Origin of the sequence: Microbacterium sp. ZW T6_19, assembly GCF_044987465.1 — a bacterium.
Classification (GTDB): Bacteria; Actinomycetota; Actinomycetes; order Actinomycetales; family Microbacteriaceae; genus Microbacterium; species Microbacterium natoriense_A.
The window spans coordinates 109,133-130,360 of sequence record NZ_JBJDRH010000005.1; the positions used below are offsets into that span (position 1 = coordinate 109,133).

Annotated in this window: 16 protein-coding genes; 3 read left to right on the plus strand and 13 right to left on the minus strand. The window is 66.4% G+C overall.

Features of this window, described 5'->3' with window-relative positions; all coding sequences use genetic code 11:
• Positions 1-60: 60 nt before the first annotated feature.
• Together ACI3KT_RS09505 and ACI3KT_RS09510 are read right to left on the minus strand one after the other, a co-directional pair.
• On the minus strand, positions 61-1,857 hold the full coding sequence (locus ACI3KT_RS09505; RefSeq protein ID WP_404903864.1) for a glycoside hydrolase family 35 protein: 1,797 nt from the start codon (positions 1,855-1,857) through the stop codon (positions 61-63).
• Positions 1,854-3,098 (minus strand): Gfo/Idh/MocA family protein, encoded by a 1,245-nt coding sequence (locus ACI3KT_RS09510; RefSeq protein ID WP_404903866.1) that lies wholly within the window; start codon positions 3,096-3,098, stop codon positions 1,854-1,856. Before ACI3KT_RS09510 ends, ACI3KT_RS09505 begins: the two co-directional genes overlap by 4 nt.
• A gap of 115 nt (positions 3,099-3,213) precedes the next feature.
• Between ACI3KT_RS09510 and ACI3KT_RS09515 the strand changes: the two genes are divergently transcribed.
• Positions 3,214-4,329, plus strand: coding sequence for an ROK family protein (locus ACI3KT_RS09515; RefSeq protein ID WP_404903868.1), 1,116 nt, complete (start codon positions 3,214-3,216; stop codon positions 4,327-4,329).
• A gap of 46 nt (positions 4,330-4,375) precedes the next feature.
• On the opposite strand, the gene ACI3KT_RS09520 is transcribed toward ACI3KT_RS09515, so the two are convergent.
• The 7 genes from ACI3KT_RS09520 to ACI3KT_RS09550 form a co-directional block, all read right to left on the minus strand.
• Positions 4,376-6,865: a discoidin domain-containing protein gene (locus ACI3KT_RS09520; protein ID WP_404903870.1), complete on the minus strand. Its 2,490-nt coding sequence runs from the start codon at positions 6,863-6,865 to the stop codon at positions 4,376-4,378.
• Positions 6,866-7,039: 174 nt separating this feature from the next.
• The gene (locus ACI3KT_RS09525) at positions 7,040-7,792 is read right to left on the minus strand and encodes a sugar isomerase domain-containing protein (RefSeq protein WP_404903872.1); all 753 of its coding nucleotides are present in this window, start codon (positions 7,790-7,792) and stop codon (positions 7,040-7,042) included.
• A gap of 19 nt (positions 7,793-7,811) precedes the next feature.
• Positions 7,812-9,071 carry a hypothetical protein gene (locus ACI3KT_RS09530; RefSeq protein WP_404903874.1) on the minus strand — a complete coding sequence of 420 codons (1,260 nt, stop codon included), beginning with the start codon at positions 9,069-9,071 and terminating at the stop codon, positions 7,812-7,814.
• The gene (locus tag ACI3KT_RS09535; protein ID WP_404903876.1) at positions 9,065-10,018 is read right to left on the minus strand and encodes an N-acetylglucosamine kinase; all 954 of its coding nucleotides are present in this window, start codon (positions 10,016-10,018) and stop codon (positions 9,065-9,067) included. The genes ACI3KT_RS09530 and ACI3KT_RS09535 overlap by 7 nt, the downstream gene beginning before the upstream one ends.
• On the minus strand, positions 10,015-10,830 hold the full coding sequence (locus tag ACI3KT_RS09540) for a carbohydrate ABC transporter permease (RefSeq protein ID WP_292904478.1): 816 nt from the start codon (positions 10,828-10,830) through the stop codon (positions 10,015-10,017). The genes ACI3KT_RS09535 and ACI3KT_RS09540 overlap by 4 nt, the downstream gene beginning before the upstream one ends.
• Positions 10,831-10,919: 89 nt before the next feature.
• Positions 10,920-11,846, minus strand: a complete 927-nt coding sequence (locus ACI3KT_RS09545; RefSeq protein ID WP_292904477.1) for a carbohydrate ABC transporter permease — start codon at positions 11,844-11,846, stop codon at positions 10,920-10,922.
• Positions 11,843-13,120, minus strand: coding sequence for an ABC transporter substrate-binding protein (locus ACI3KT_RS09550; RefSeq protein WP_292904475.1), 1,278 nt, complete (start codon positions 13,118-13,120; stop codon positions 11,843-11,845). The genes ACI3KT_RS09545 and ACI3KT_RS09550 overlap by 4 nt, the downstream gene beginning before the upstream one ends.
• Before the next feature lie 190 nt (positions 13,121-13,310).
• Here ACI3KT_RS09550 and ACI3KT_RS09555 point away from each other — a divergent pair, with 190 nt between their 5' ends.
• Positions 13,311-14,096, plus strand: a complete 786-nt coding sequence (locus tag ACI3KT_RS09555; protein WP_292904473.1) for a GntR family transcriptional regulator — start codon at positions 13,311-13,313, stop codon at positions 14,094-14,096.
• 99 nt (positions 14,097-14,195) lie between these two features.
• Complete coding sequence (locus ACI3KT_RS09560; RefSeq protein ID WP_404903878.1) at positions 14,196-17,183, plus strand: beta-N-acetylglucosaminidase domain-containing protein; 2,988 nt, start codon at positions 14,196-14,198, stop codon at positions 17,181-17,183.
• A 107-nt stretch (positions 17,184-17,290) separates the two neighbouring features.
• Here the strand turns inward: ACI3KT_RS09560 and ACI3KT_RS09565 are convergent, their stop codons facing one another.
• The 4 genes from ACI3KT_RS09565 to ACI3KT_RS09580 form a co-directional block, all read right to left on the minus strand.
• Entirely contained in the window at positions 17,291-18,526 is a 1,236-nt protein-coding gene (locus ACI3KT_RS09565; protein ID WP_404903880.1) for a serine hydrolase domain-containing protein, read from the minus strand.
• 26 nt (positions 18,527-18,552) lie between these two features.
• On the minus strand, positions 18,553-19,362 hold the full coding sequence (locus tag ACI3KT_RS09570) for an SDR family oxidoreductase (RefSeq protein WP_307293013.1): 810 nt from the start codon (positions 19,360-19,362) through the stop codon (positions 18,553-18,555).
• A 70-nt stretch (positions 19,363-19,432) separates the two neighbouring features.
• The gene (locus ACI3KT_RS09575; protein ID WP_307293014.1) at positions 19,433-19,648 is read right to left on the minus strand and encodes a hypothetical protein; all 216 of its coding nucleotides are present in this window, start codon (positions 19,646-19,648) and stop codon (positions 19,433-19,435) included.
• A 67-nt stretch (positions 19,649-19,715) separates the two neighbouring features.
• Positions 19,716-21,224 (minus strand): sulfatase, encoded by a 1,509-nt coding sequence (locus ACI3KT_RS09580; protein WP_307293016.1) that lies wholly within the window; start codon positions 21,222-21,224, stop codon positions 19,716-19,718.
• Positions 21,225-21,228 lie beyond the last annotated feature (4 nt).

The window sequence follows — 21,228 nt, forward strand, 5'->3', positions numbered from 1 at the left end:
ACCCTATGTAATACAACCTTTGGTTTAAAACGCTGTTCAGGGGAAGAATCCGAAGCACTCTCAGTGCGAGGTGTATTGCTCCACAGGGCCGAGATCAGGACAGTCCAAGATGGCAAGCGCTTCCCCGGCTTCACCCATCGACAGGATGTCGATCTCATTGTCTCCGGGGACCCACAACGGAGCCGGCGCATAGAGCGTCTGCTGCGGGCCTCGTCGGTCGAGTCGCCCGAGCAGAAACCCGTTGAGCCGCACGTACACCTTCTCCCACCCGGGCAGGGAGAGGAAGGCGTCGGCGACGGCCTCGCAGTCCACCGTCACGCCGTAGAGCCCCGGGATTCCGTCACCCTCGGACGCCAGTCTCGTCGCGCCGACAGCCGGAACCTCGTCGACCGACTGTAAGTCGACGGCGTACTGCCGCCACCCGTGCACCAAGCGCGAAACACCGTGTGCGTCGACACTCACCCCACCGAGGAGCCCTTTGCGCTCACCGACATGTCGGCCGAAGTTGACCCTGCCCTCGTTCTCGACGACGACGGACAGCGCCGCTGTTCGTCGCTCGCCGCTGAGCCCGTACCCGTCGTCCGGCATGTTCCGATCAACGCGATGAACGAGCTCGCCGTCGAGGAACACCCACGCGCGATCTCTGGGTTCGTGCACCCGGAGCACGCTTTCCCCCTGAGGGATCAAGATCGTCGATTCGTACAGCGTCACGCCGGCCGGTTGCCTCAGCTCTTCCTGCGCGAGCGGAAGAGCTGAATCGGCGACGACCGATGCGATCCCCCGCAAAGCGGTGAGCAGAGGCGCACCTAGCCGGATGGGAAGAACCCGCGGGGTCTGGACCGGGAGGGGCGGAGGGGGCGCGGGAGCACGGCGCCCGCTCGTCTCGGTGAAGAGTTCGCGCAGCGCCCAGAACTTCTCACGCAGTTCTCCCGCCTCCCCGATCGGTGCGTCGGAGTCGTACGACGTGACGGTCGGGAGAAAAGTCTGGTGATCGATGTTCGCCCCAGGCCAGGTGCCGAAGCTCGTGCCGCCGTGCGCCATATAGATGTTGACGGATCCGCCGGCATCGAGCAAGGGCCGAACAGCGGCGACGACGTCCGCAGCCATTCGCGCGTTGTGGCTCCGTCCCCAGTGGTCAAACCAGCCTCCCCAGAACTCTGCGCAGAAAATCGGCTGACCGGGTCGGCGCCGCCGGAGAACGGCGATCGCTTTCGCGGCGCCACTGCCGAAGTTCGCCGTGACGTCCACCTCCGGCAAAGTGCCGCTGTCGATCATCAGGTCAGTGGGACCGTCCGACGTGAACAGCGGAACGTCGATGCCGCGAGCGCGCAATCCATCGTGAAGATGCACGAGATAGTCGAGGTCGGATCCGAAGGAGCCGTATTCGTTCTCCACCTGCACCGCGACGATCGGCCCCCCGTTGGTCCGCTGCAGCGGCACCAGCAGGGGAAGGAGCTCGTCGAACCATCTGTCGACCGGCGCCAGGAAATGCGGATCGCTCGTGCGCAGGGCCACCGGATGGTCGTAGCCCAGCCAGGTGGGAAGGCCCCCGTTGTCCCACTCGGCGCAGATGAACGGGCCTGGCCGGACGATCACTCCCAGACCGTTCGTCTCGGCGAGACGGATGAAGCGCACGACGTCGCGCCAGCCTGCGAAGTCGAACTCTCCTCGGACACGCTCATGGAAGTTCCACGGGATGTACGTCTCGACCGTGTCCAAGCCCATCGCCGCGAGTCGCTCAAGGCGATCCCGCCACTGATCCGGGTGCACCCGGAAGTAGTGCATCGCTCCCGACAGAACACGGCCTTGATCGATCCACCCCGAAGCGCGGCCCCGCTCGTCGCCGCTGCTCGTCATACGGTTACAGCCTCTGCCAGCTCGCGGGAGCGCTCTGCAGCCCACACGAGCCTGTGCGATCCGAAGCTCTCACGCGCGGAAGAGACCTGCGTGGTGTCGCGCGTCGACACCGCGCGCAGGAAGGACTCGACGAGACGTCCATCCGCACCCCCGTGACCATCCGCCGCGCTCGCCCCGCCTGTCGGCATCGTGTCGACCACGCGGGTATCTCCCGTCGCGAAGTCGAAGATGGAAAGGATCTGGCCGTCTCCCTCGATCGAACCCGCGGTTCCGAAGATCCGCGTCTTCCGGAAGTCCAGTTGAGTGAAGGCGACGGCGGTGAACGATGCCGTGGATCCGTCATCGAACTCGAGGTTGACGACCTGGTGATCGGCAACATCGTTCTGGCCGTTGTAGACGCATTCTCCGTACGGCCCGTCTTCGAGAGCCTGACGGACACTGTCCTTGGTCGGCGAAGGAGTGATCACCTGGAGCGGCCACACCTGGTACGCCGGGTCGTCGAGGAATCCTCCGTAGATCTTCGTCGCCGAGTACGCGCAGGTGTCCTGCAGAGGGCATGTGACACAGCGGTCGGTGGCCGCAGCCGGCTTGTTCTCGGGCCGGAACCAGTAGAGCCCGCCGAAGGATGAGACCTTGGTCACCGCTCGACCGGAGATGTACGACAGCCAGTCGAGATCGTGCGAGGACTTCGCCATCAGCATCGAGCTCGAAGAAGCCTCACGCCGCCAGTTCCCCCGCACGTACGAGTGCGCGAAATGCCACCAGCCGATCGGTTCGAGGTGCTCGATCGACACGATCTTCCCGATGGTTCCGGCATCCAGGATTCTCTTGAGCTCTCGCGTGTAGTCGCTGTATCGCATCACGTGGCCGACGGCCATGATCACCCGAGACTCCTCGACGGCGTCGACGATCAGCTCCGATTCCGCTTCCGTCGGCGCCATCGGCTTCTCGAGCAGGATGTCGTACCCGGCGCGGGCGAACGCGATGGCCGGTTCGGAGTGCGCGCGGTCCTGGGTGGCTATCACGACGGCGTCGGATATCCTCGGGGCGGCGAGCAGATCCTCCCAGGTCGTGAAGACCGCGTCATCCGGCAGCGAGAACTCTTCTGCGAACATCCGACGGCGCTGGGGATCGGGCTCTGCGACGGCCGACACGGTCCCCTCCCCGCGGGCTGCCAGTCGTGCATAGTTGGTTCCGCGTGCGCCGGCTCCGACGACGGCGATGCGTACGGGCGTGGGCATGGCACTCCTCTGTGAAACTTCTCCCCGCGCGGCGGCGGTCTTGCGTTAATATACAGGAGCCTTTCATATTAGGGCAATGGCCGGTCCTGGGGCGGTGAGATCCATACTTGATAACGTGCAATACCTAGATGGCAGCGAAGTCGCCACCCTGCGCTGGATCAACGAGCGAGCCGTCCTGAGAACCCTCATCGATTCGGACCAGGATCGGTCCGTCACGGACATCGCCCGGGCGTGCAATCTCAGCCGACCCACGGTGGAGGGCGCCCTCGCTCAACTGATCGACGATGACTGGGTCATCGAGTCGCCACCGCGCACCTCGGGAAACGGCGCAGGACGGCCAGCGAAGCGATACGAATTCGCCGACCACTCACGCGTGGTGGTCGGCGTGGACCTCGGACCGCACAATGTCGTGTGCAGTGTCGCCACGATGCGCGGCGAGGAGCTGGCCACCTTCCGAATCTCCGACCTGGATCTCACCGGCGGGCAGGACGCGCTCGACGCCATGCAGGACTGCCTGCGTATTGCGCTCGGCGAAGCCGGCACCACCGCGGAGCGCATCATCGCCCTTACTGTGGGCCTCCCCGCCATCGTCAGCTCCGCGGGCGACATCGGCCTTACGGTCGTGGTCCCCGCGTGGCAGGAGTTCAGGCTGTCTCAGCGCATCCGCGATGCGTTCCCGACCGCTGATGTGCTCTTCGAGAACGACGCCAAGCTCGCGACCGCCGCCGAGCATGCGTGGGGAAGCGCCACAGGCGTGACAAGCGCCGTCAACGTCATCGTCGGCCGCCGCGTCGCCGCCGGCGTGATCAGTGAAGGTCGACTTCTCCGAGGGACCCACGGCGGAGCGGGCGAGATCGGCGCGTTCTCCGCCACACGTTGGGACGGCGTCTACGACCGCTTGGCGGGTGATGCCGGATCGATCGAGGAGACATTCGCGAATGCCGCGGCCGGCGGAGCAGACGCACGACAGCGCCTCCACCACTTCATTCTGGATCTGGCCCAAGGCGTCGCGGCGCTGTGCCTCGTGATCGATCCCGAGGTCGTCGTCATCGGCGGCGGGGTCGCACAACTCGGAGACCGGCTCCTCCGCCCGCTCAGGGATGCCGTCAACGAACTCACCCTGTTTCCGGTCGAGCTCCGCGCGTCCAGCCTGGGGCACTCGGCGGTCGCCCGCGGGGGCGTCGCGCTGAGCCGCGATCACGTGGCCCGATCCGTGCTGCGCATCACGTGAAGAGTGGGGGCGGCGAGCCGCGCTCGTCGCCCCCACCGCTCATTCGCTACTGAATGACGATGTCGTTCACCGCGACGTGACCCCATGTCAGATTCGCGCTCGAGAACTGCACTTCGAAGCGCGTCGCGGTCACCGGAGCGGAGAACGTCAGCGTCCGCGTCTCCACTGCGGCCGTGTTGGTCGACCATGTGACCGCCGTAGTGGGCAGCACGGTCTGCCACGTGCCCGTGTCGCCGTTGAGCGCCTGCACGAACAGCTGAGTGGGCCCCTGGCCCTGCCCGAACGCGGCTTTCACCGTGATCGAGGTCGCCGTCACCGGTGCACCATCGATCTGCAGGTACCCGAGGGTCGACCCCTCCGACGCCCAGGAGGTGGCGGGGTTGTTGTCGACGATCGCCGCCGTGGTGTTGGTCGACGAGAGCTCACCCATACTGGTTGCCGCGATGCCGCGGTAAGAGGCGAACACCTCGTTCAGAGCCACGTGGCCCCAGGTGAGGTTGCCGGCCTTCACGACGAGCCGGATGCGCTCGGTCGTCACCGCCGCAGGCAGTATCAGCCGCTTGAATTCGACCGCGGCGCTGTTGGACGACCATGCGATCGCGGCGTCGGCCAGCTTCGTGTCCCAGCTCGTCCCGTTCCACGTCTGCACGTCGACGGTCGTCGGCCCCTGTCCTTGACCGAAGGCCAGAGCCAGTGTGACCGCGTCGATCAGTCGGGGCTCGCCGTACTGGATCGTGACGTCTCCGGGAAGCGCAGCCCCGTTCGCAGCCGCCCACGATGTCGACGCATCTCCATCCGCTACGTTCGCCACAGATCCGGCCGACGCACCGAGGCTGGTCGACGCCGTCGCGCTCACCGCATGCTGCACGGCGCCCAGGTCTACCGCCCCGACAGGAACCTTCGTGTCGAGAGCATCCTTCGCCTGTCCCCATTCCGCGACGCCCTTGTTCCGCACCGGCGAACCGGAAATCGGGGCGAAGGCGGCGAAGTAGGTGCGGAACTGCGCGGGCGTGATGTAGCCGCTCGCCGGCAGGGCAGCTGAGGTGTTCGCCAGCTGAGGATCACCGACGACGGCGTTGACGTCGTTGGCGGCCGGAGTCGTGCCGGCCGTGCCGTTCCAGTAGAGATTGTGCGAGTACGGCGTGACGGCCTGCCCGGCCACGTTGTAGGGCGCGTTCGACGGGTTGTAGATGATGTTGTCCGCCACAGCCTGCGAGCGCGCGATCGAGTTGCTCGTGGTGTCGGTCGCGACGATGCCGGTCAGCGGCTTCGGCGCTCCGTTCACTCCGGGAGCTGTCAACGTCGGCCCCGGGGTCGCAGATGTCCAGATGGTGTTGTTGTGCGCCCGGGTTCCACCGCAGCCCGACAGGAAACGGAAGATCAGACGCTTGTCGTTGACGCTCAGGTTGTAACGCACCTGGCTCTGATACGCCGAGATCAGGCACATGAAGAATCCGCCGTTGTTGCTGTCGCTGATGTTGTACTGGACCACGCTGTTCTGCGTGCCCATGTCGGCGTCGAACGCCTGGCCGTCGGCGTTCGAGTAGATCCCTTCGACAGCGGTGCGCCGCACGGTGTTGTACTGCACGACGATGCCCTTCGTGCCCTGCCACCAGATCCCGACGTTTCCGCCGCCGGCGAGGAGCTGGTGACTGGCGGCACGGTCGACCGTGTTCCACTCCACCAGAGCGTTGTCGGCGTACTGCGGGGTGATGCCGCCACCGGTCACATCGTGAACGTAGTTCTGATCGATCCACAAGCCCGTGAACGCCTTGCGAGTGGATGAGATCTCCGACGTCGGGATCCCTGTCTCTGCAGAGTAGATCTCGCAGCCGCTGCACCAGGTTGTGAACGTCGAGATGCCGTAGGCGTTGATGTCGCCCACCTCGTTGCCGGTGATCCGCGCACCCGAGAACCAGGTGGCCACGCTGTTGCCTCGCACGCCGATCGTGATGCCGCCGGCGCCGATACCGCCGGACTTGCCCTGACCATCGACGAGGTGGACGTAGTTGTTGCGGATGACGATCCCCTGGACCTCGCCGATGTCCTTCGCCTCGACGTAGATTCCGCGACGGATGTCGGTGGTCGACGTCGTGAAAGCGGCGGAGTTGGTGACCTCCAGATTCTCAACTGTCACGTACCGCGCGTTTCGCACAGTGACCGCGTTGGTGACAGCAGCATTCCCGTTGATCCGCGGCTTTCCCGTCCCGTAGGACCCGAGCGTGATCGGCGCCGTCGCGTTTCCGGACGACGTGATCGTGACGCTGCCGGTCCACGCCGCCCCGCCCTTGAGGAGAATGCTGTCCCCCGGAGCGAAGCTCGACGCCGTGACTTTGTCGAGCGACTTCCAGGGAAGCGCGGCGCTCGTTCCGGCATTGCTGTCGCTTCCTGCGCCGGCGTCCACGTAGTAGGTCGTCCCCGCGGCCTGCGCGGGAGCGGCCGCGATAAGCGAGGACCCCAGGACGGCGAAGAGAATCGCCGCGGCGATCCCTCCTCTGCGCCTGCGGCGCGTGGGATCGAGAGTGGTGTTGCTCATGGCCTGCCCTTCGTTGGGACTGATCTGACGCGATCAGATTACACAAGGGCATTTCATAAATACAAGAGTGGCGGCCTGCAGAGCCTCCCCAACCCCGGACCGGGCTGCGTCGTTCTCGTCTGGATCGGTACCGGCCTCACCGGATCGCACACCGATACCGACTCGACCGCGACCTCACGGTTCGATCGGTCTGACCCTCGAGCCGTAGGCGGTGTACAGCGCCGCATTGTGCGCGTCTCCCTCGGGAAGGTTCGCGGAGATGAACACCGGGGCGGCGCCGGTGGCCCGCTTCAGTTCACGGGTGATCCCTTCGGCGAGCATCTGTGCGATGAGGATGCCGGTGAGGTTCGACACCGCGCCGATGCGCACTCCGTCGCCGAGATCGATGGTCGCATCGCCCGCCGGCGCGCAGTTGTCGATGACGACATCCGCCTGGTCTGCGAGGTTTCGGCCCGCGTCGTCCCTCGTGGCGACGCTCGCGTTGTGGATCAGCGAGGTGATCGCGACGATCGGATGACCATGGGATCGGGCGATCGCCGCCATCTCGACGATCGCGGCGTTGATGCCCGAGTTGGACACGATGACGAACGCGTCCTCGGGCTGCGGCGCTGCGAGCTCATAGATCCGCGCCGCCAGTCCAGGAGTGCGCTCGTATTTGGGATCGAGGATGTCGGCCGCGGCGACGTCGCCGAACAGCACCAGGTCCTTGACCGCCATCATGCCTACAGCGGCGAGTCCCCCTGCCCGCCCGGCGAGCTCGAGCGTGACCGCCCGAGAGTGGCCCGTTCCGAACGCCTGCACGATGCCGCCGCGGCGGATCGCCGCGGCGAGCAGTGCGGTCGCCTCCGAGATCGGCGCCCGCTGGGTGTCGAGCACCCGACCGATGTGGTCGAGAGCGGTGGCGGGATACTCGAGGTCGGTCATCATGTCTCCTTCACGAGAGCGGTCATTTCACGAGGGCGGTGGCTGTGTCGGCATCCGACAGCAGTCCGAGCGCTGTCGCGACGATCGCTTCGCCGCTTCCTTCAGCCACCGGACTGACCACGGTCTCGTAGCTCAGCGGCGCCTCCCGGTCGGGGACATAGCCGAGATAGCCGTTGGTGTAGCCGAGGACGATCGTCGGATGCGCGGGATTGCCATCGCGGATCTGCTCGGCCAATCCGAGATACAGCTCCGCAGGAATCGCGACGAGCTGCACCTCTCCGAGTGCACAGACTTCGATCGTGACGCTGTGCTGCGAAGTCGACAGCCGCGCGCGACTCTCTTCGGCGATCGCGATGCCCTGCTCGAGCACGATCTGTCTGCGCGCCGAGAACGGATCCCGGTGCGCCGGCCGATCATCGGCGGTCGCATCGGGAGTCCGAGGTCGCGCCGGAAGATCGAGCGTCGTGGCGAGCGGTGCCGTGAGCGTCGCGTCGGCCTCCGAATGGCGCTCATCCGCGCCCTCGGCGATCGCAGAGCGAACGGCATCCGCGATCCGTGCGGCGAGCCGGTTCACCTCAGCCGTGTCCCTCGCCTGTCGCGTCGTCCGGGTGCTGATGTCACCCGCCGCTCCGGTCGCAGCGACCACCCACTCGGCGTCGCGTGCGAGCGCCCGCCGTATCCCGCCGGTGAGATCCGCACTCGCGAGTCTGTTGTCTGGCGGAAGCACTGTGGGGTGCACCGGAGAGATGACCAGCATGCCCCGGATGCGCGGGCTCTCGTCGCTCGGGGCCATCTCCTCCACGATCAGGACGTCGATGGGCACTCGAGGGGTCTCGCCGGGGGGAACATTCCGGCGGCCGGCGACTCCCGAGACGACGCTGCGCACGGCGCGCACCCGCCCCGGGGCTTCGGCGGCGATCGCTCTCCGCATCGCGATGAGAGAGGACCGGACGACACGATCGGCGAGCGCCTTCGGGGTCGCCGCCCCGCCCGGGTAGCATCCGGCCTCCGGGGTGGAGTGCGCATGGGTGGCAGACACCCACACGTCCGACACGCCGAGATCCGTGGCCGCTGCGCGTATCCGCGCCACCAGATCGGTGTTCACGCAGATGAGGTCGACGACGAGAAGCACCAGCCGTGAGGAATCCCCTTCGACGCTGACGGCATGCACCTCGAGCGGCTCGATCGATCCCAGCACCCCTTCCGTCCGATCGATGTATCCGCCGAGCTGTTCGCCGAGCACCACGCTCAGCGTCGCCTTTCCGTGGCCGAGCTTCAGCAAAGCCGCTCTCCTTCCCAGGCGCGAATGGCCTTCTCGTAGAGGCCTGCAGATCCTCCGTGCGCCCGCTGCTGTGCGAGGCGGATGCCGCCGGCGAGGGCGTCGCCTCTCGGGGCTGCGAGGAAGAGGCCCCGCGACCCCAGTTCACGCCCGACCGCCTCGCGGAACGACGCGTTCACGGCGAGCATCCTGCCCGAGTAGCTGATCGGGAGTCCTGGAGCGTGGGCCGCGGCCGAGACGATCGTCTCGGCGAGCTCGATGGCCGCGTCCTGCAGGATCGACGACGCGGCGCGATCACCGGTCTCGGCCGCCTTGGCGACCTCGAGGGCGAACGCGGCGACGGACGGCGTCGACGTCGAGCCGTCGCGGTAGAACCGCTGGAGGGCGGCGATGGAGACGTCGCCGCCCAGCAGTCGTCGGAGCTCTGCGGAGAGCGAGGTCTCGACGGCGGTACCGTCGATCGCGCCTGCGGCCGCTCTCAAGCCCGCGAGTCCGATCGCGTATGCGCTGCCCCGATCCCCGAGTATCGGCCCCCATCCGTCCACCGACGTCGCCGCGCCGTCTTCGTCGATGCTGAGGACGATGCTTCCGGTCCCGGCGCACACGACCGTGCCCGGGCCGTCGACCGCGCCGGCGTGGGCGAGGATCGCGTCATCGAGCAGCAGAACGGTCGCGTCGAGTTCCCGCTCGAGAGCTGACGCCAATGCCGAGCGCTCTGCCGGCTCACCGGGAACTCCCGTCAGGCCGAGGACGACGGCGTCGAGAGCCTGCTCCGTTCCGGCCTCCGCGTCTTCGCGGGCTGTCCGCACCGACGACAGGATGGCGGCGTGGTCGGCCGCCTCGCCGGAGTACACGAACCCCGGTCCGCTTCCCTCTGATTCGCCGGTGTCTCCGACGATGCGCATGCGCAGGCCCGATTTGCCCCCGTCGATGGCGGCGACCGCGCTCACTTGCTGATCCCCGCGGTCAGGCCCGACATGATCTGCTTGGAGGCGAAGGCGAAGACGATGGCAAGCGGAAGCAGCGCGATGATCAGACCCGCGAACAACGTGCCCCTGTCGGCCGAGTACTCACCGAAGAACTGGGTCAAGCCGACGGGGATCGTGTACTTGTCGGTGTCTCGCAGGAGGACGAGCGGATAGAAGAAGTCGTTCCATGTCGGCGCGAACTGGAAGATCGTGACCACCGCCAAGGCGGGCCGCACCAGGGGAAGGATGACCGACCAGAAGATGCGTCCGTCGTTGGCGCCATCGAGGCGCGCAGCTTCTTCCAGCTCGACCGGAAGTCCGCGCATGAATCCCATCAGCACGAACATCGTGAAGGGGATGCCGCTGGCGGCGTAGAGCAGGATCAGTCCGAGATGGGTGTCGACCAGCCCGCCGGCCTGGAACATGTAATAGATCGGCAGGAGCCCCAGCTTCGCGGGGACCATCAGCCCGGCGATGAAGAAGGCGGCCAGAAATGCCCGTCCACGGAACACTCTTCGGGTGATGATGTACGCCGCGGCGACCGAGACGCTCACGCACAGCGCCACCGAGCAGATGGTGATGAACACGGAGTTGACGAAATACGTCCCCAGCGACGCGGACTCCCACGCACGCACGTAGTTGGACAGATCGAAGCTCGTCGGCAGGGCGATCGGATTCTGCAGGATCTCATTCGTTGGCCGGAGGGATCCGAGGAGCACGAGCAGGATCGGCCCGAACGCCACGCCCGCGTAGATCCAGAGCACCGCCTGAACCGCGAGACGGGTGCCGAGCATCCTCCTCCTGCGCGTGCGCGTCGGCGCAGCGAGAGTAGGCGTGGGCGGCGAAGCCTGTGAGGGACCCGTCCGCACGAGTGTGGAAGTCATCACGCCTCCCGGCGTCGCAGAAGTCGTTCGAGAGCGATCGCCACTCCGAACACGAGGATGAACATGAGCACGGCCATGGCCGAGGAATCCCCGATGGCGTTGGTCCCGCCGTCGAAGGCGAGCCGGTAGTAGAGCAGTCCGAGCACATCCATCGACCCGGACGGCCCGCCGTTGGAGCCGCCAAGCGCGTAGACGAGGTCGAAGATGTTGAAGCAGCCGATGAAGGTGAGCACCGTGATGACACCGACAGCCGGCATGATCATCGGGAACCTCACCGCCCAGAACAGCCGCCAGCTGGAGGCGCCGTCCAGTTGACCCGCCTCTTCGAGTTCGGCCGGGATGCCGCCGAGCGCCGCTCCGAAGATCAGCAGCGGACCGCCGATCCACTGCCAGGCGTTGATCAGTATGAGCACCGGGAGTGCGGTGCTCGGCTGCCCCAGCCAGGGAAGCGCCAGCGCATCGAGTCCCACGGCCCGGAGCGCCTCGTTGATCGGCCCGAACGTCGGGCTGAGGAGCATCGCCCACAGATATCCGACGATCAGCGGGCTGAGCAGGTAGGGCGTGGAGTACAGCGTCTGGAACACCCGCTTGCCGCGTCTGGTCCGGTGGAGGAGTACCGCGAGGCCGAGGCCGATGGTGTTCTGGATCGCCATCGTGCCGACGAAGAAGAGGACGTTGTGCCACAGGGCGGAACCGAGCTGCTCGTTGACGGGGTAGCGCGTGAACAGCTCGACGTAGTTGCCGAGACCGACGAACGCATCAGGCGTCGTCCCCTTCCAGGTGAAGAGGCCGTAGACGAAGGCGGTGAAGATCGGGACGATGACCAGAACGGTGTACAACACGAGAGCGGGGCCGCTGAACAACGCGATCCACCCGAACGAGACATGCTCGGGCGAGTATCGGCCCCGCGCTCGTGTTCGCATCATGAGCGAGGTGTGAACCACTGATCGATGCCCTGCTGGATCTTGCCCGCCGCAGCGGCCGCATCGATCTCATCGAGGATGAGGCTCGAGAACGACGAGGAGGCGAGGTCCCAGGCCCCGGGGGTGCCCCCGGAGAAGTAGGCATAGGTGATGTAGGGACTCGGCTCGGCCGCGTACGCATCCACCGCTTCAGCGAGCAGCGGGTCCGACGGCGTCACGCCCGGGACGGGCGAGATCTGCGCGAGCTCATCGGTGAAGGCCTGGCCGAAGTCGGCGGTAGCCATCCACTGCACGAGCTCGAGCGCCGCGTCCTTGTTGTCGCTGGCGTTCGAGACGCCGAAGGATCCGTCGACGTATCCGGGCACTGGAACGCCGGAGCCGTCGGGAGCCGGCGCGTTGAAGATGCCGAGCTCGAGATCGGGGTTCGCTTTGCGGAAGTTGGCGAGCTCCCAGATACCACCGGGGAACGCCGCTGCCTTCCCCGATGTGAACAGGGCCTGCGCGTCTTCGTAGCTGGTGCCCTGGTAGGCATCGCCCCAATAGGCGCGAGTACTCGTCCACGCGTCGACCGAATCCACCCACGGCGCATCTGTGAATGATGCTTCGCCGTCGAGCATCTTCTCCAGGTACGGGGTTGCGCCGTAGGTGCCGGCGCCGAAGATCTCCTGCTCGATCGGCAGCATCCACGTGTCGGTCACGGTGTTGGCGAGAGGCGTGATTCCCGAGGCCTTGATCTCGTCGAACGCGCTGATCATCTCGTCCCAGGTCGTGGGCTCTTCGATCCCGAGCTCGTCGAACACGGCCTTGTTGTAGATGACGTGCAGCGTCTGGATCGCGAACGGAACGCCGTACACCGCACCGTCGGAGACGCCGCGGGCACCATCCAGGACAGACGGCGAGAAGTCGGCGAGGTCGGCGACCTCGTCATCGAGCGCGACGAGGTCTCCCGACTCCACCAGCGGCTGCAGCAGTCCGTACGAGCGCAGCTGGGCGACATCCGGGCCGCTCGCGTCCTTGAGCCCGGTCGACAGGATCGTGTCGTACTCGGTGTTGAGATAGGGCACGTACTCGACGGTCACGCCGGGGTGAGCGTCTTCGAAGGCGGTGAAGATCTTGTCGTACGTCTTCGCGTCCTCCTGCCTCCATCCCCATACCGTGATCGTGGAGTCGTCTCCGTCCGCGCCTGCGGGTCCGGCGCTCGGCGCGCATCCGGCGAGTACGAGTGTGCTGACGGTCAGTGCTGCTGCCGCGAGCGTGGCCTTTCTGAATTTCGACATCGTGCTCCTCTTGGTGGGACTGCTCCGAATCGAATTCGGCGGCAGTGGTGAGGCGGTGCTTGTTGGGGTGGGGCCACAGTAATACTGGTCTATACCGTTTGTCAACGGTGCCGGTATAGACCAATCTCCCACCCCACCGGCCTAAGATGACTCACTACGCGCGCAAGCGCACGAGAAGGGGCTTTCCACGGTGGCACGGTCCAAGCATTCCGACGGCGGCGACGAGATCGGCCTGCTGGCAGCGCAGGTCGGAGACGGCGACGGCGAACCGGGCAAGGGCGAGCAGATCCGCAAGGCCCTCGCGGCCTTCGCCGCATCCTCTCGGCCCGACACCCTGCTGCCCTCCGAGCGGGTGCTCGCCGAGCAGTTCGGCGTCGCCCGGATGACGGTCCGTGGCGCTATCGACAGCCTGGAATCCGCAGGTCTGGTCCGCCGAGAGCCTGGCCGCGGCGCCTTCGTGCAGCATCCGCGATTGGCCCATTCGGAGATATTCCGTTCCTTCACAGAGGACATGCGGTTCCGCGGAATGGAGCCGGGCGCACGCGACTTCGTCGCGCGGCTCGAACCCGCGTCCGCAGTGGTCGCAGCGGCGCTCGACCTCGCCGAGGGCGACCTCGTCGTGCGCATCGAGCGCGTCAGGACTGCCGACGGCACGGCGATGGCCTACGAGACGACCAACCTCCCCGCCTCGCGTTTTCCCGATCTGCTCGCCAGGATGTCCGAGACCGATTCCCTCTACGAGGTGCTCGACCGCGCTTACGGCGTGCGCCCGGAGAACGCCGAGCAGACGGTCGCGATCGACAGACTCTCCCCCGAAGACGCGGTGCGCCTGGAGACGGACGCCGGCGAGCCCTGCTTCGCCATCGAACGCAAGGCTCACGACAACATGGGCAAGACGGTCGAGTTCGGCCGGTCGCTCTATCGGGGAGACCGCTACGTCATCGAGATGCACGTGGGTCGCGCCGCCGACGGATGAGCCCGGATCCGGGAACACCCTTGACAGCCAAACTGCTCTAGACCAGTATCTGGCGTAAGTGCCGCAATCCGTGCGGCCCCGCCAGAAGGGCGCTCTCCCATGAAGTCCTCTCCCCGTCACCTCCGCGCGCGGAGCAGAACAGCCCTCGGGCTGATCGCGTCCGCAGCGCTCGTCGGAGGGCTCGCGACTCCGGTCGCAGCCTCCGCGCTCGAGACCGCACCATCCGGCGTCGTCTCCCCCACCACCACCACAACCGTCGCCGCTGCCGCCGCGACCGGGCCCGTCATCTGGCCCCGGCCGCTGCAGCTGACCTCTTCCGGACAGCAGATGACACTGCCGTCGAGCGTCACCCTCGTCGCCCCGAACGGCGCCGACCCCGCAGCCGTCGCCCTGACCAAGTCGCTCCTCACCGCCACGGGCACCTCGGCGACGGTGGCGAGCACCGACCCGGGGTCCGGCGCGACCGTGTACGTCGGCGGACCCGCGGAGAATTCTGCGAGCGCCGGCGCACTGACAGCCCTCGGCGCCACCGGCCCAGGCGGTCTGGCCGCAGACGGATACGTCCTCGCGGCCGGGACCGATGCGCAGGGCCGCATGCGCATCGTGCTGTCTGGCGTCGACAAGACCGGCACCTACTACGCCGCACAGAGCCTGCGGCAGGTCCTGTCGACAGGCTCGACCGGGAGCAAGGTCTGGAAGCTCACCGTCCGCGACGCGCCGGCTTTCAAAGTCCGCGCGGGGATGCAGTCGTTCTACAGCGATCCGGACCACTGGTCGCTCGACCAGGAGAAGTCTCACATCGAGTTCCTCGCCCGGAACAAGATGGACACCTACTTCTACGGCCCCGCACAGGATCTGCACACCGGCAACCTGTGGTCCACCCCGTACTCCGCCACCGACCTCACGAAGATCCAGCAGATCGTCGCGCTGAGCGCAGCACGGCACGTCGAGTACATCTATCGCGTCTCGCCGCAGGCCCCGATGGCCCCCGCGCTCGGCATGTGCTTCTCGACGCCCGGTCAGACCGATCTGCTCATCGATCGTTTCGAGCAGCTCTGGACGGCGGGAGTCCGCCAGTTCACCGTCGCCTGGGACGACATCGCCGACGACTTCGGCTGCGCGGCCGACAAGGCCGCATACGGAAGCGGGACCAGCCCTCTGGGCACCTCCGACCAGGCCCTGGCGTCGCTGCAAGCCGGGGTCGTCAACGAGGTCCAGGCGTGGCTCGACACCAAGACGGGCGCTCGCCCGCTCCTGGTGGTCCCCACCGAGTACCACGGCACGCAGGTGAGTCAGTACCGCACGCGCCTCGCCCAGCAGCTGACCCCCAAGGCGACGCTGTTCTGGAGTGGGCGAGAGGTCATCTCACCCACGATCCCGCTCGGTGAACTCACGGATGCGGAGACCGCGTTCGGAGGACGATCGCTCGCGATCTGGGACAACTATCCGGTGAACGACTACGCCGACCGGTTCGACGCGGATCGGCTGCTGCTCGGGCCGCTGGAGGGTCGAGACAAGACTCTCGCTGCAGCCAGCGAGGGCATCTACTTCAACGCGATGAACGAGGCGGAGTTCTCGCAGCTCGCCTTGTTCACCGCAGCGGACTTCGCGTGGAACCCGACCGCGTACGACGCACCGTCCTCCTGGGAGGCCTCGGTGGCCGCGTTGGGCGGCTCTCGAGCCGCGGCACTGCGCGCCTTCGCGGAGAACAACTACGCATCGTCGTTGAGCTCCGTCGAATCCGCGGGGATCGGCGCGAAGATCGCTGCGTTCCGCGCGGCGTGGCACGCGAACAGCGGCGTCCCCGCCGCGGGAGTCGAGCTCACGGCTGCCTTCACTGCTCTCAAGAACAGTGTCACGACCCTCCGCGAGGCCGGCGCCAATCCTCTTCTGAAAGCGGAGGGCGGCCGCTGGTTCGACAAGGCGAGCCTCTACGGTCAGGCCGGAGAGCTGGCGGTGGCGGCTCTGGTCGCTGAGAGCGCGGGCGACACCGCGACGATGAACCAGAAGCGCACGCAGCTGGTCGCGCTCGTCGCGCAGATCAGCGCCAATGAGGCCCGGGTGGGGGTCGGCGTGCTCGACCCGTTCCTGTCGTTCGCACTGGCGCGAGGAACAGAACTCGGCGACCTCGCCGGCACTGGGCGCTCGGATCTGCTCGGAGTGATGGCAGACGGGACCCTCAAGGCGTACCCGAACGTCTCCACCACGAGCGGACAGTCCAACCAGGACGGCGCGACGTACTTCGGCGACGTGTCGTACACCGTCGGCTCCGGATACTCTTCTGCGCGACTGCCCATCGTCGGCGAGTTCTGCGGTGATCGGCAGCTCGACATCATCCAGGTCGAGTCGACCGGCGCGCTGAGGTATCGGGCCAATTCCGGGTCGTTCGCGAACCTGTACGCGTCACCGGTGCAGATCGGTCAGGGCTGGCAGGGCAATCTGAGCCTGAAGGCGACCGACCTCAACGCCGACGGACGGGCCGACCTGCTGGGTGTGCTGGCCAACGGCGACCTGATGGCGTACCGCAACACCGGGTGCACGAACAACGTTCCGGCGTTCACTGATCCCGGAGTCAAGGTCGGGCAGGGATGGTCTTCGGCGCAGCTCCCGATCGTCGGCGACCTGTGCGGCGACCGCGATTCCGACATCCTGACCATCGACGGCACCGGAGCGCTGCGCGCATTCGACAACAGCGGGACGTTCTCGGGCTCGATGTTCTCCACGACGGGGCTCATCGGAACCGGCTGGACGGGCACTCTGAAGCTCGAGGCCGTCGAGCTCAACGGCGACGGCCGCGCTGACCTGCTGGCCGTCCTCGGCGACGGGAAGCTGTTCGCCTATCGGAACACGGGATGCACAGGCGGAATCCCGACCTTCGCCCCTCGCGTCCAGGTCGGGTCCGACTGGAGCGCATCGCGACTGCCGATCGTCACCGATCTCAACGGCGACTCGCAGGCCGATCTGCTCACGACCGACTCGGCGGGCACTCTGCTCGAGTTCGTCAACACCGGCGTGTTCACCGGGAACATGTTCACGCCGGCCAACCGTGTCGGCCAGGGGTGGCAGGGAGCCCAGTTCATCCTCTGAGCATCCTGTTCTACTCGGAACATGGGCGGCGGGGCGCGTGCCGAAAGGCGCGTTCCCCGCCGTCGGGCGTTCACGCTCTGGGCGCACTGATCGATCACGGTACGGACTCAGGGGAACGCAGACAGATCTGACTTGAGGGCGCGAACGAGGCGATCGGCACGGCGGTCCATCAGACCGAAAGAACGGTTCGTGTTGTACGCGAAGCCGATCTGCTCGTCCGCGTCGGCGAACACGAGTTGCCCGAGCGCACCGTCATGCCCGAAGGAATGGCTTGACAGCAGAGGTCGGTCGATCGCCCGGCGGAGCATGAAGCCGGACGAGAACATCGCCGTGGGCGAAGAGACCCCTCCCCAATGGGGTACGTCTGTCGGTGCGTCGAGGATGGCATCGACGGACTGATCGGACAAGAGTCGCACACCATCGATCTCTCCGACTGCAGCGGCGAACAGCCGAGCCAGCGAGGAGGTTGTGGCGACGACTCCCGCGGCTGGCAGTCCGGCCTTGATGACGTCGATGTCGTTGAAAGCCGTTTCCGGCTTCCAGAGTGCGGTTCCCATCGTCACGGAGCGCATGACCTCGGGGCGGATGCGCATCTTGCGTACGTGCGCCAGCACCCGCAATGGGATCTTCGCAGGGTTCTCCCGGGGTGCTGGCCGGGTGACCGCCAGCCGATACGTCTCGCGCGCCGGCAGTCCCAGCCAGAGGTCCAGGCCGAGGGGCGCGCGGAGTTCGCGCTCGATGAGGATCCGAGGATGCTGTCCTGTTGCTCGTCGTAGGATCTCGCCGACCAGCCACCCCCAGGTGAGGGCGTGGTAGCCGAACTGCTGCCCACTGGGCCAGAGCGGTTCCTGATCCTCAAGGGCTCGAATAACGGGTTCCCAGGCGAGAAGGTCCGGAAGGGCGAGATCCGAGTGGAGTGAGATCAGGCCCGCGCGGTGGTCGAGGACCTCGCGGATGGTGATGCTCTGCTTCCCGTTCCGCCCGAAGTCCGGCCAGACCGACATGACCGGAGCGTCGATCTCCATCTGGCCGGCGTCGACGAGTCGATGGATGAGAAGCGCGAGAACTCCCTTGCTGACGGAGAACGCGGTGGCAAGAGTGTCCCGTCGCCACGCACCGTCCTCCGTCGGTTGCGCGCTTCCGCTCATCAGGTCGACGACCTGCCGACCTCGATGGTAGATCGCGAGCGAATGCCCGGCCAGATGGTCCGCGCTGATCGCAGCGAACTCGTCGCGGACGCGTGAGAACGTCGTCTCGGCGTCACCGCGGATCATCATCGGGAGCACGCCGCCTCCCGTCGTCGACTTCGCCGCGGTGGGGACGGCTGCCCGTGCAGATCGCACCGGTCCAACAGAACGGCCGTCACGCGTCAGCCACGTCGGCCGACGAAGTGGTCCATCGTGCGGTTGACGCCGAGAGCGTTCATGATCGCGTCGAATCCGCGAACCGGGAACATTCGTCCGCTGGGCAGGAGCCGGACCGCTCCGGGCATGATCAGCTGCTCCTTGCCCCGGCTCACCGCTGTGAGGATCTTCTCCGCCACCACGTCTTCGTCGAGGATCGGAAGCAGGAACGGGTACTTCGTCTTGACCCCTTCGAACATGCCTGTGTTGACGTAGAACGGGCACACGATCAACGTGCGCACCGAGCTGCCCTCGGTGCGAAGCTCGGCACGCAGCGATTCGTTGAATCCGAACGCGGCGAACTTGCTCGCCGAGTAGTCGGTCTGCCGGGCGACCCCCACCAGCCCTGCCGCGCTGGCGACAGTGACGACGGTGCCGCGGTCGCGCTGCAGCATTCCCCCGAGAAAGGCGCGTGTCATCCAGTAGAGACTGAGCGTGTTCACGGCGAATGTGCGCTGGATCGCGTCGGGATCGGAATCGAGGAGCCGCTTGCCCGTGACGATCCCGGCGTTGTTGATGAGGATGTCGACTGTGCCCGTGTCGGCCGCCGCCGCGTCCACCGCCGCCCGGTCGGTGATGTCGATGGTTCGCACCTGCGCCTGCCCGCCGAACGATCGGATCTCGTCACGGACCTTGGTGCCGCGTTCCTCTGAGAGGTCCCAGATCGTGACGCGAGCGCCGCGCCGCGCCGCGCCGATCGCCATCAAACGACCGATACCGCTGCCGGCTCCGGTGATCAGCACGTGCGAGCCCGTGAATCGGACACGGTTGTTCATGTTCTCTCCTGTCGGTCAGAGCTTGTGGACGACCCGCCGCCGATAGGGCGCAACCGCACGCTCACGGCGCTCAGAGCCGATTCAGGGCATCTCGCAGCGCTGTGACGCGCTCGGGATCGCCCGCCCCAGCGGCGAAGGCGAGAACGCTGTCGACACTCATGCCGTATGCCATCTGAATCATGGGGTGCTCCGGCAGTTCAGGAAGCAGCTCATCGATGACTGCCCGCGCATCGGGCGCGTCCAGAAGCACGCGCAGCGGGGTGGTTGAAAGATCGTAGGTGGCCATGTGATTCTCCAGTCGATGTGATGGGTGGGTACTGCGAAGTGATATAGGGCGCGATGCTCCCCGCTGGTCAGGAGCTCGAACGGATGTGTGCCACGTACATCTCCACCATCGCGAAGAGTTCGGCGTCGTACGGCCCCCATTCCGGACGCGGGGTGTCCGGTCCGACGTACGGCTCGTCCGCATAACGGCCCTGATACTCGGCGAGCTTGACCTCGAGCTCGGCTTTGATGCCCGCGTAGCCCGGGTCGTCGGCGACGTTGCGCACTTCGCTCGGGTCGCTCTTCAGATCGTAGAGCTCCCACTCGGGCTCGAACACGGTGTGAGATGCGCCGGGAACATCGAGGCCTGCGCCGTAGTAGTAGATGAGTTTGTGATCGGCCGTGCGGATGCCGTAGTGCGCGGGTGCCGCGTGGATCGGATCGTCATGCTCCCAGTACCGGTAGTACACGGCATCCGGCCAGTCCTCCACCTCCTCGCCCCGCAGCAGGGAACGGAAGCTGCGCCCCTGAGACGTGGGAAGAGCCTCGGCGGCGTCGACCCCGCAGATGTCGAGGAAGGTCGCGGCGAAGTCGACGTTCGTGATGATCGCATCGCACGTGCTGCCCGCTTCGATCTCGGCCGGCCAGCGCATCAGCATCGGCATCTGCAGCGACTGATCGAACATCAGGCGCTTGTCGAACCAGCCGTGGTCACCGAGGAAGAAGCCCTGGTCCGAGGTGTACACGACGAGCGTGTTCTCGGCCAGACCGCGTTCCTCCAGGTGGTCGAGCAGCCGGCCGATGTTGTCGTCGATCGACTGGATGCACTGCAGGTAGTCGCGCATGTAGATCTGGTACTTCCAGCGCATCCGCGCTTCGCGGTTCTCCGGTCCGCGCAGGTGCTCCGGCACCTCCTGCTTCAGGTCCTCGGAGCCCATATCGTCGGCGATCGTCATCCGGACTCCGCGCACCGCCTTGCTGCGCGTCTCGTAGTCGTCGAAGAACGTCTCGGGCTCGGGGATCGAGCCGTCCGCGTACAGGTGCTTGTGCTTCTCGTCGGGAACCCATGGTCGATGCGGCGCCTTGTGGTGCACCATCATGCAGAACGGCTCGTCTTCACCGAGCGAATCGATCCAGTCGAGGGAGAGGTCGGTGACGATGTCGGTGGCGTAGCCCTGCACCGGCCGGGCGCCCGTTTCATCGATCATCATCGGGTCGACGTAGTCGCCCTGGCCTGGGAAGATCTTCCAGGCGTCGAAGCCGCGTGGAAGCGCCGTGCCGTGCTCGCCCAGGTGCCATTTGCCGAACATCGCGGTCTTGTAGCCGCTCTGCTGGAGGACCTCGGGGAAGGTCGGCACGCGATAGTCCATCTCGGTCCAGATCGAGGAGACGCCGTTGACGTGACTGTACGTCCCGGTCAGGATCGTCGCTCGCGACGGACTGCAGATCGAGTTCGTGCAGAACACGGCGTCCATCCGCATGCCCTCGGCGGCGATCCGATCGAGATGAGGGGTGTGGTTCACTCTGCTGCCGTATGCCGAGATCGCATGCGCCGCGTGGTCGTCGGACATGACGAAGATGACGTTCGTTCGAGTCATGATC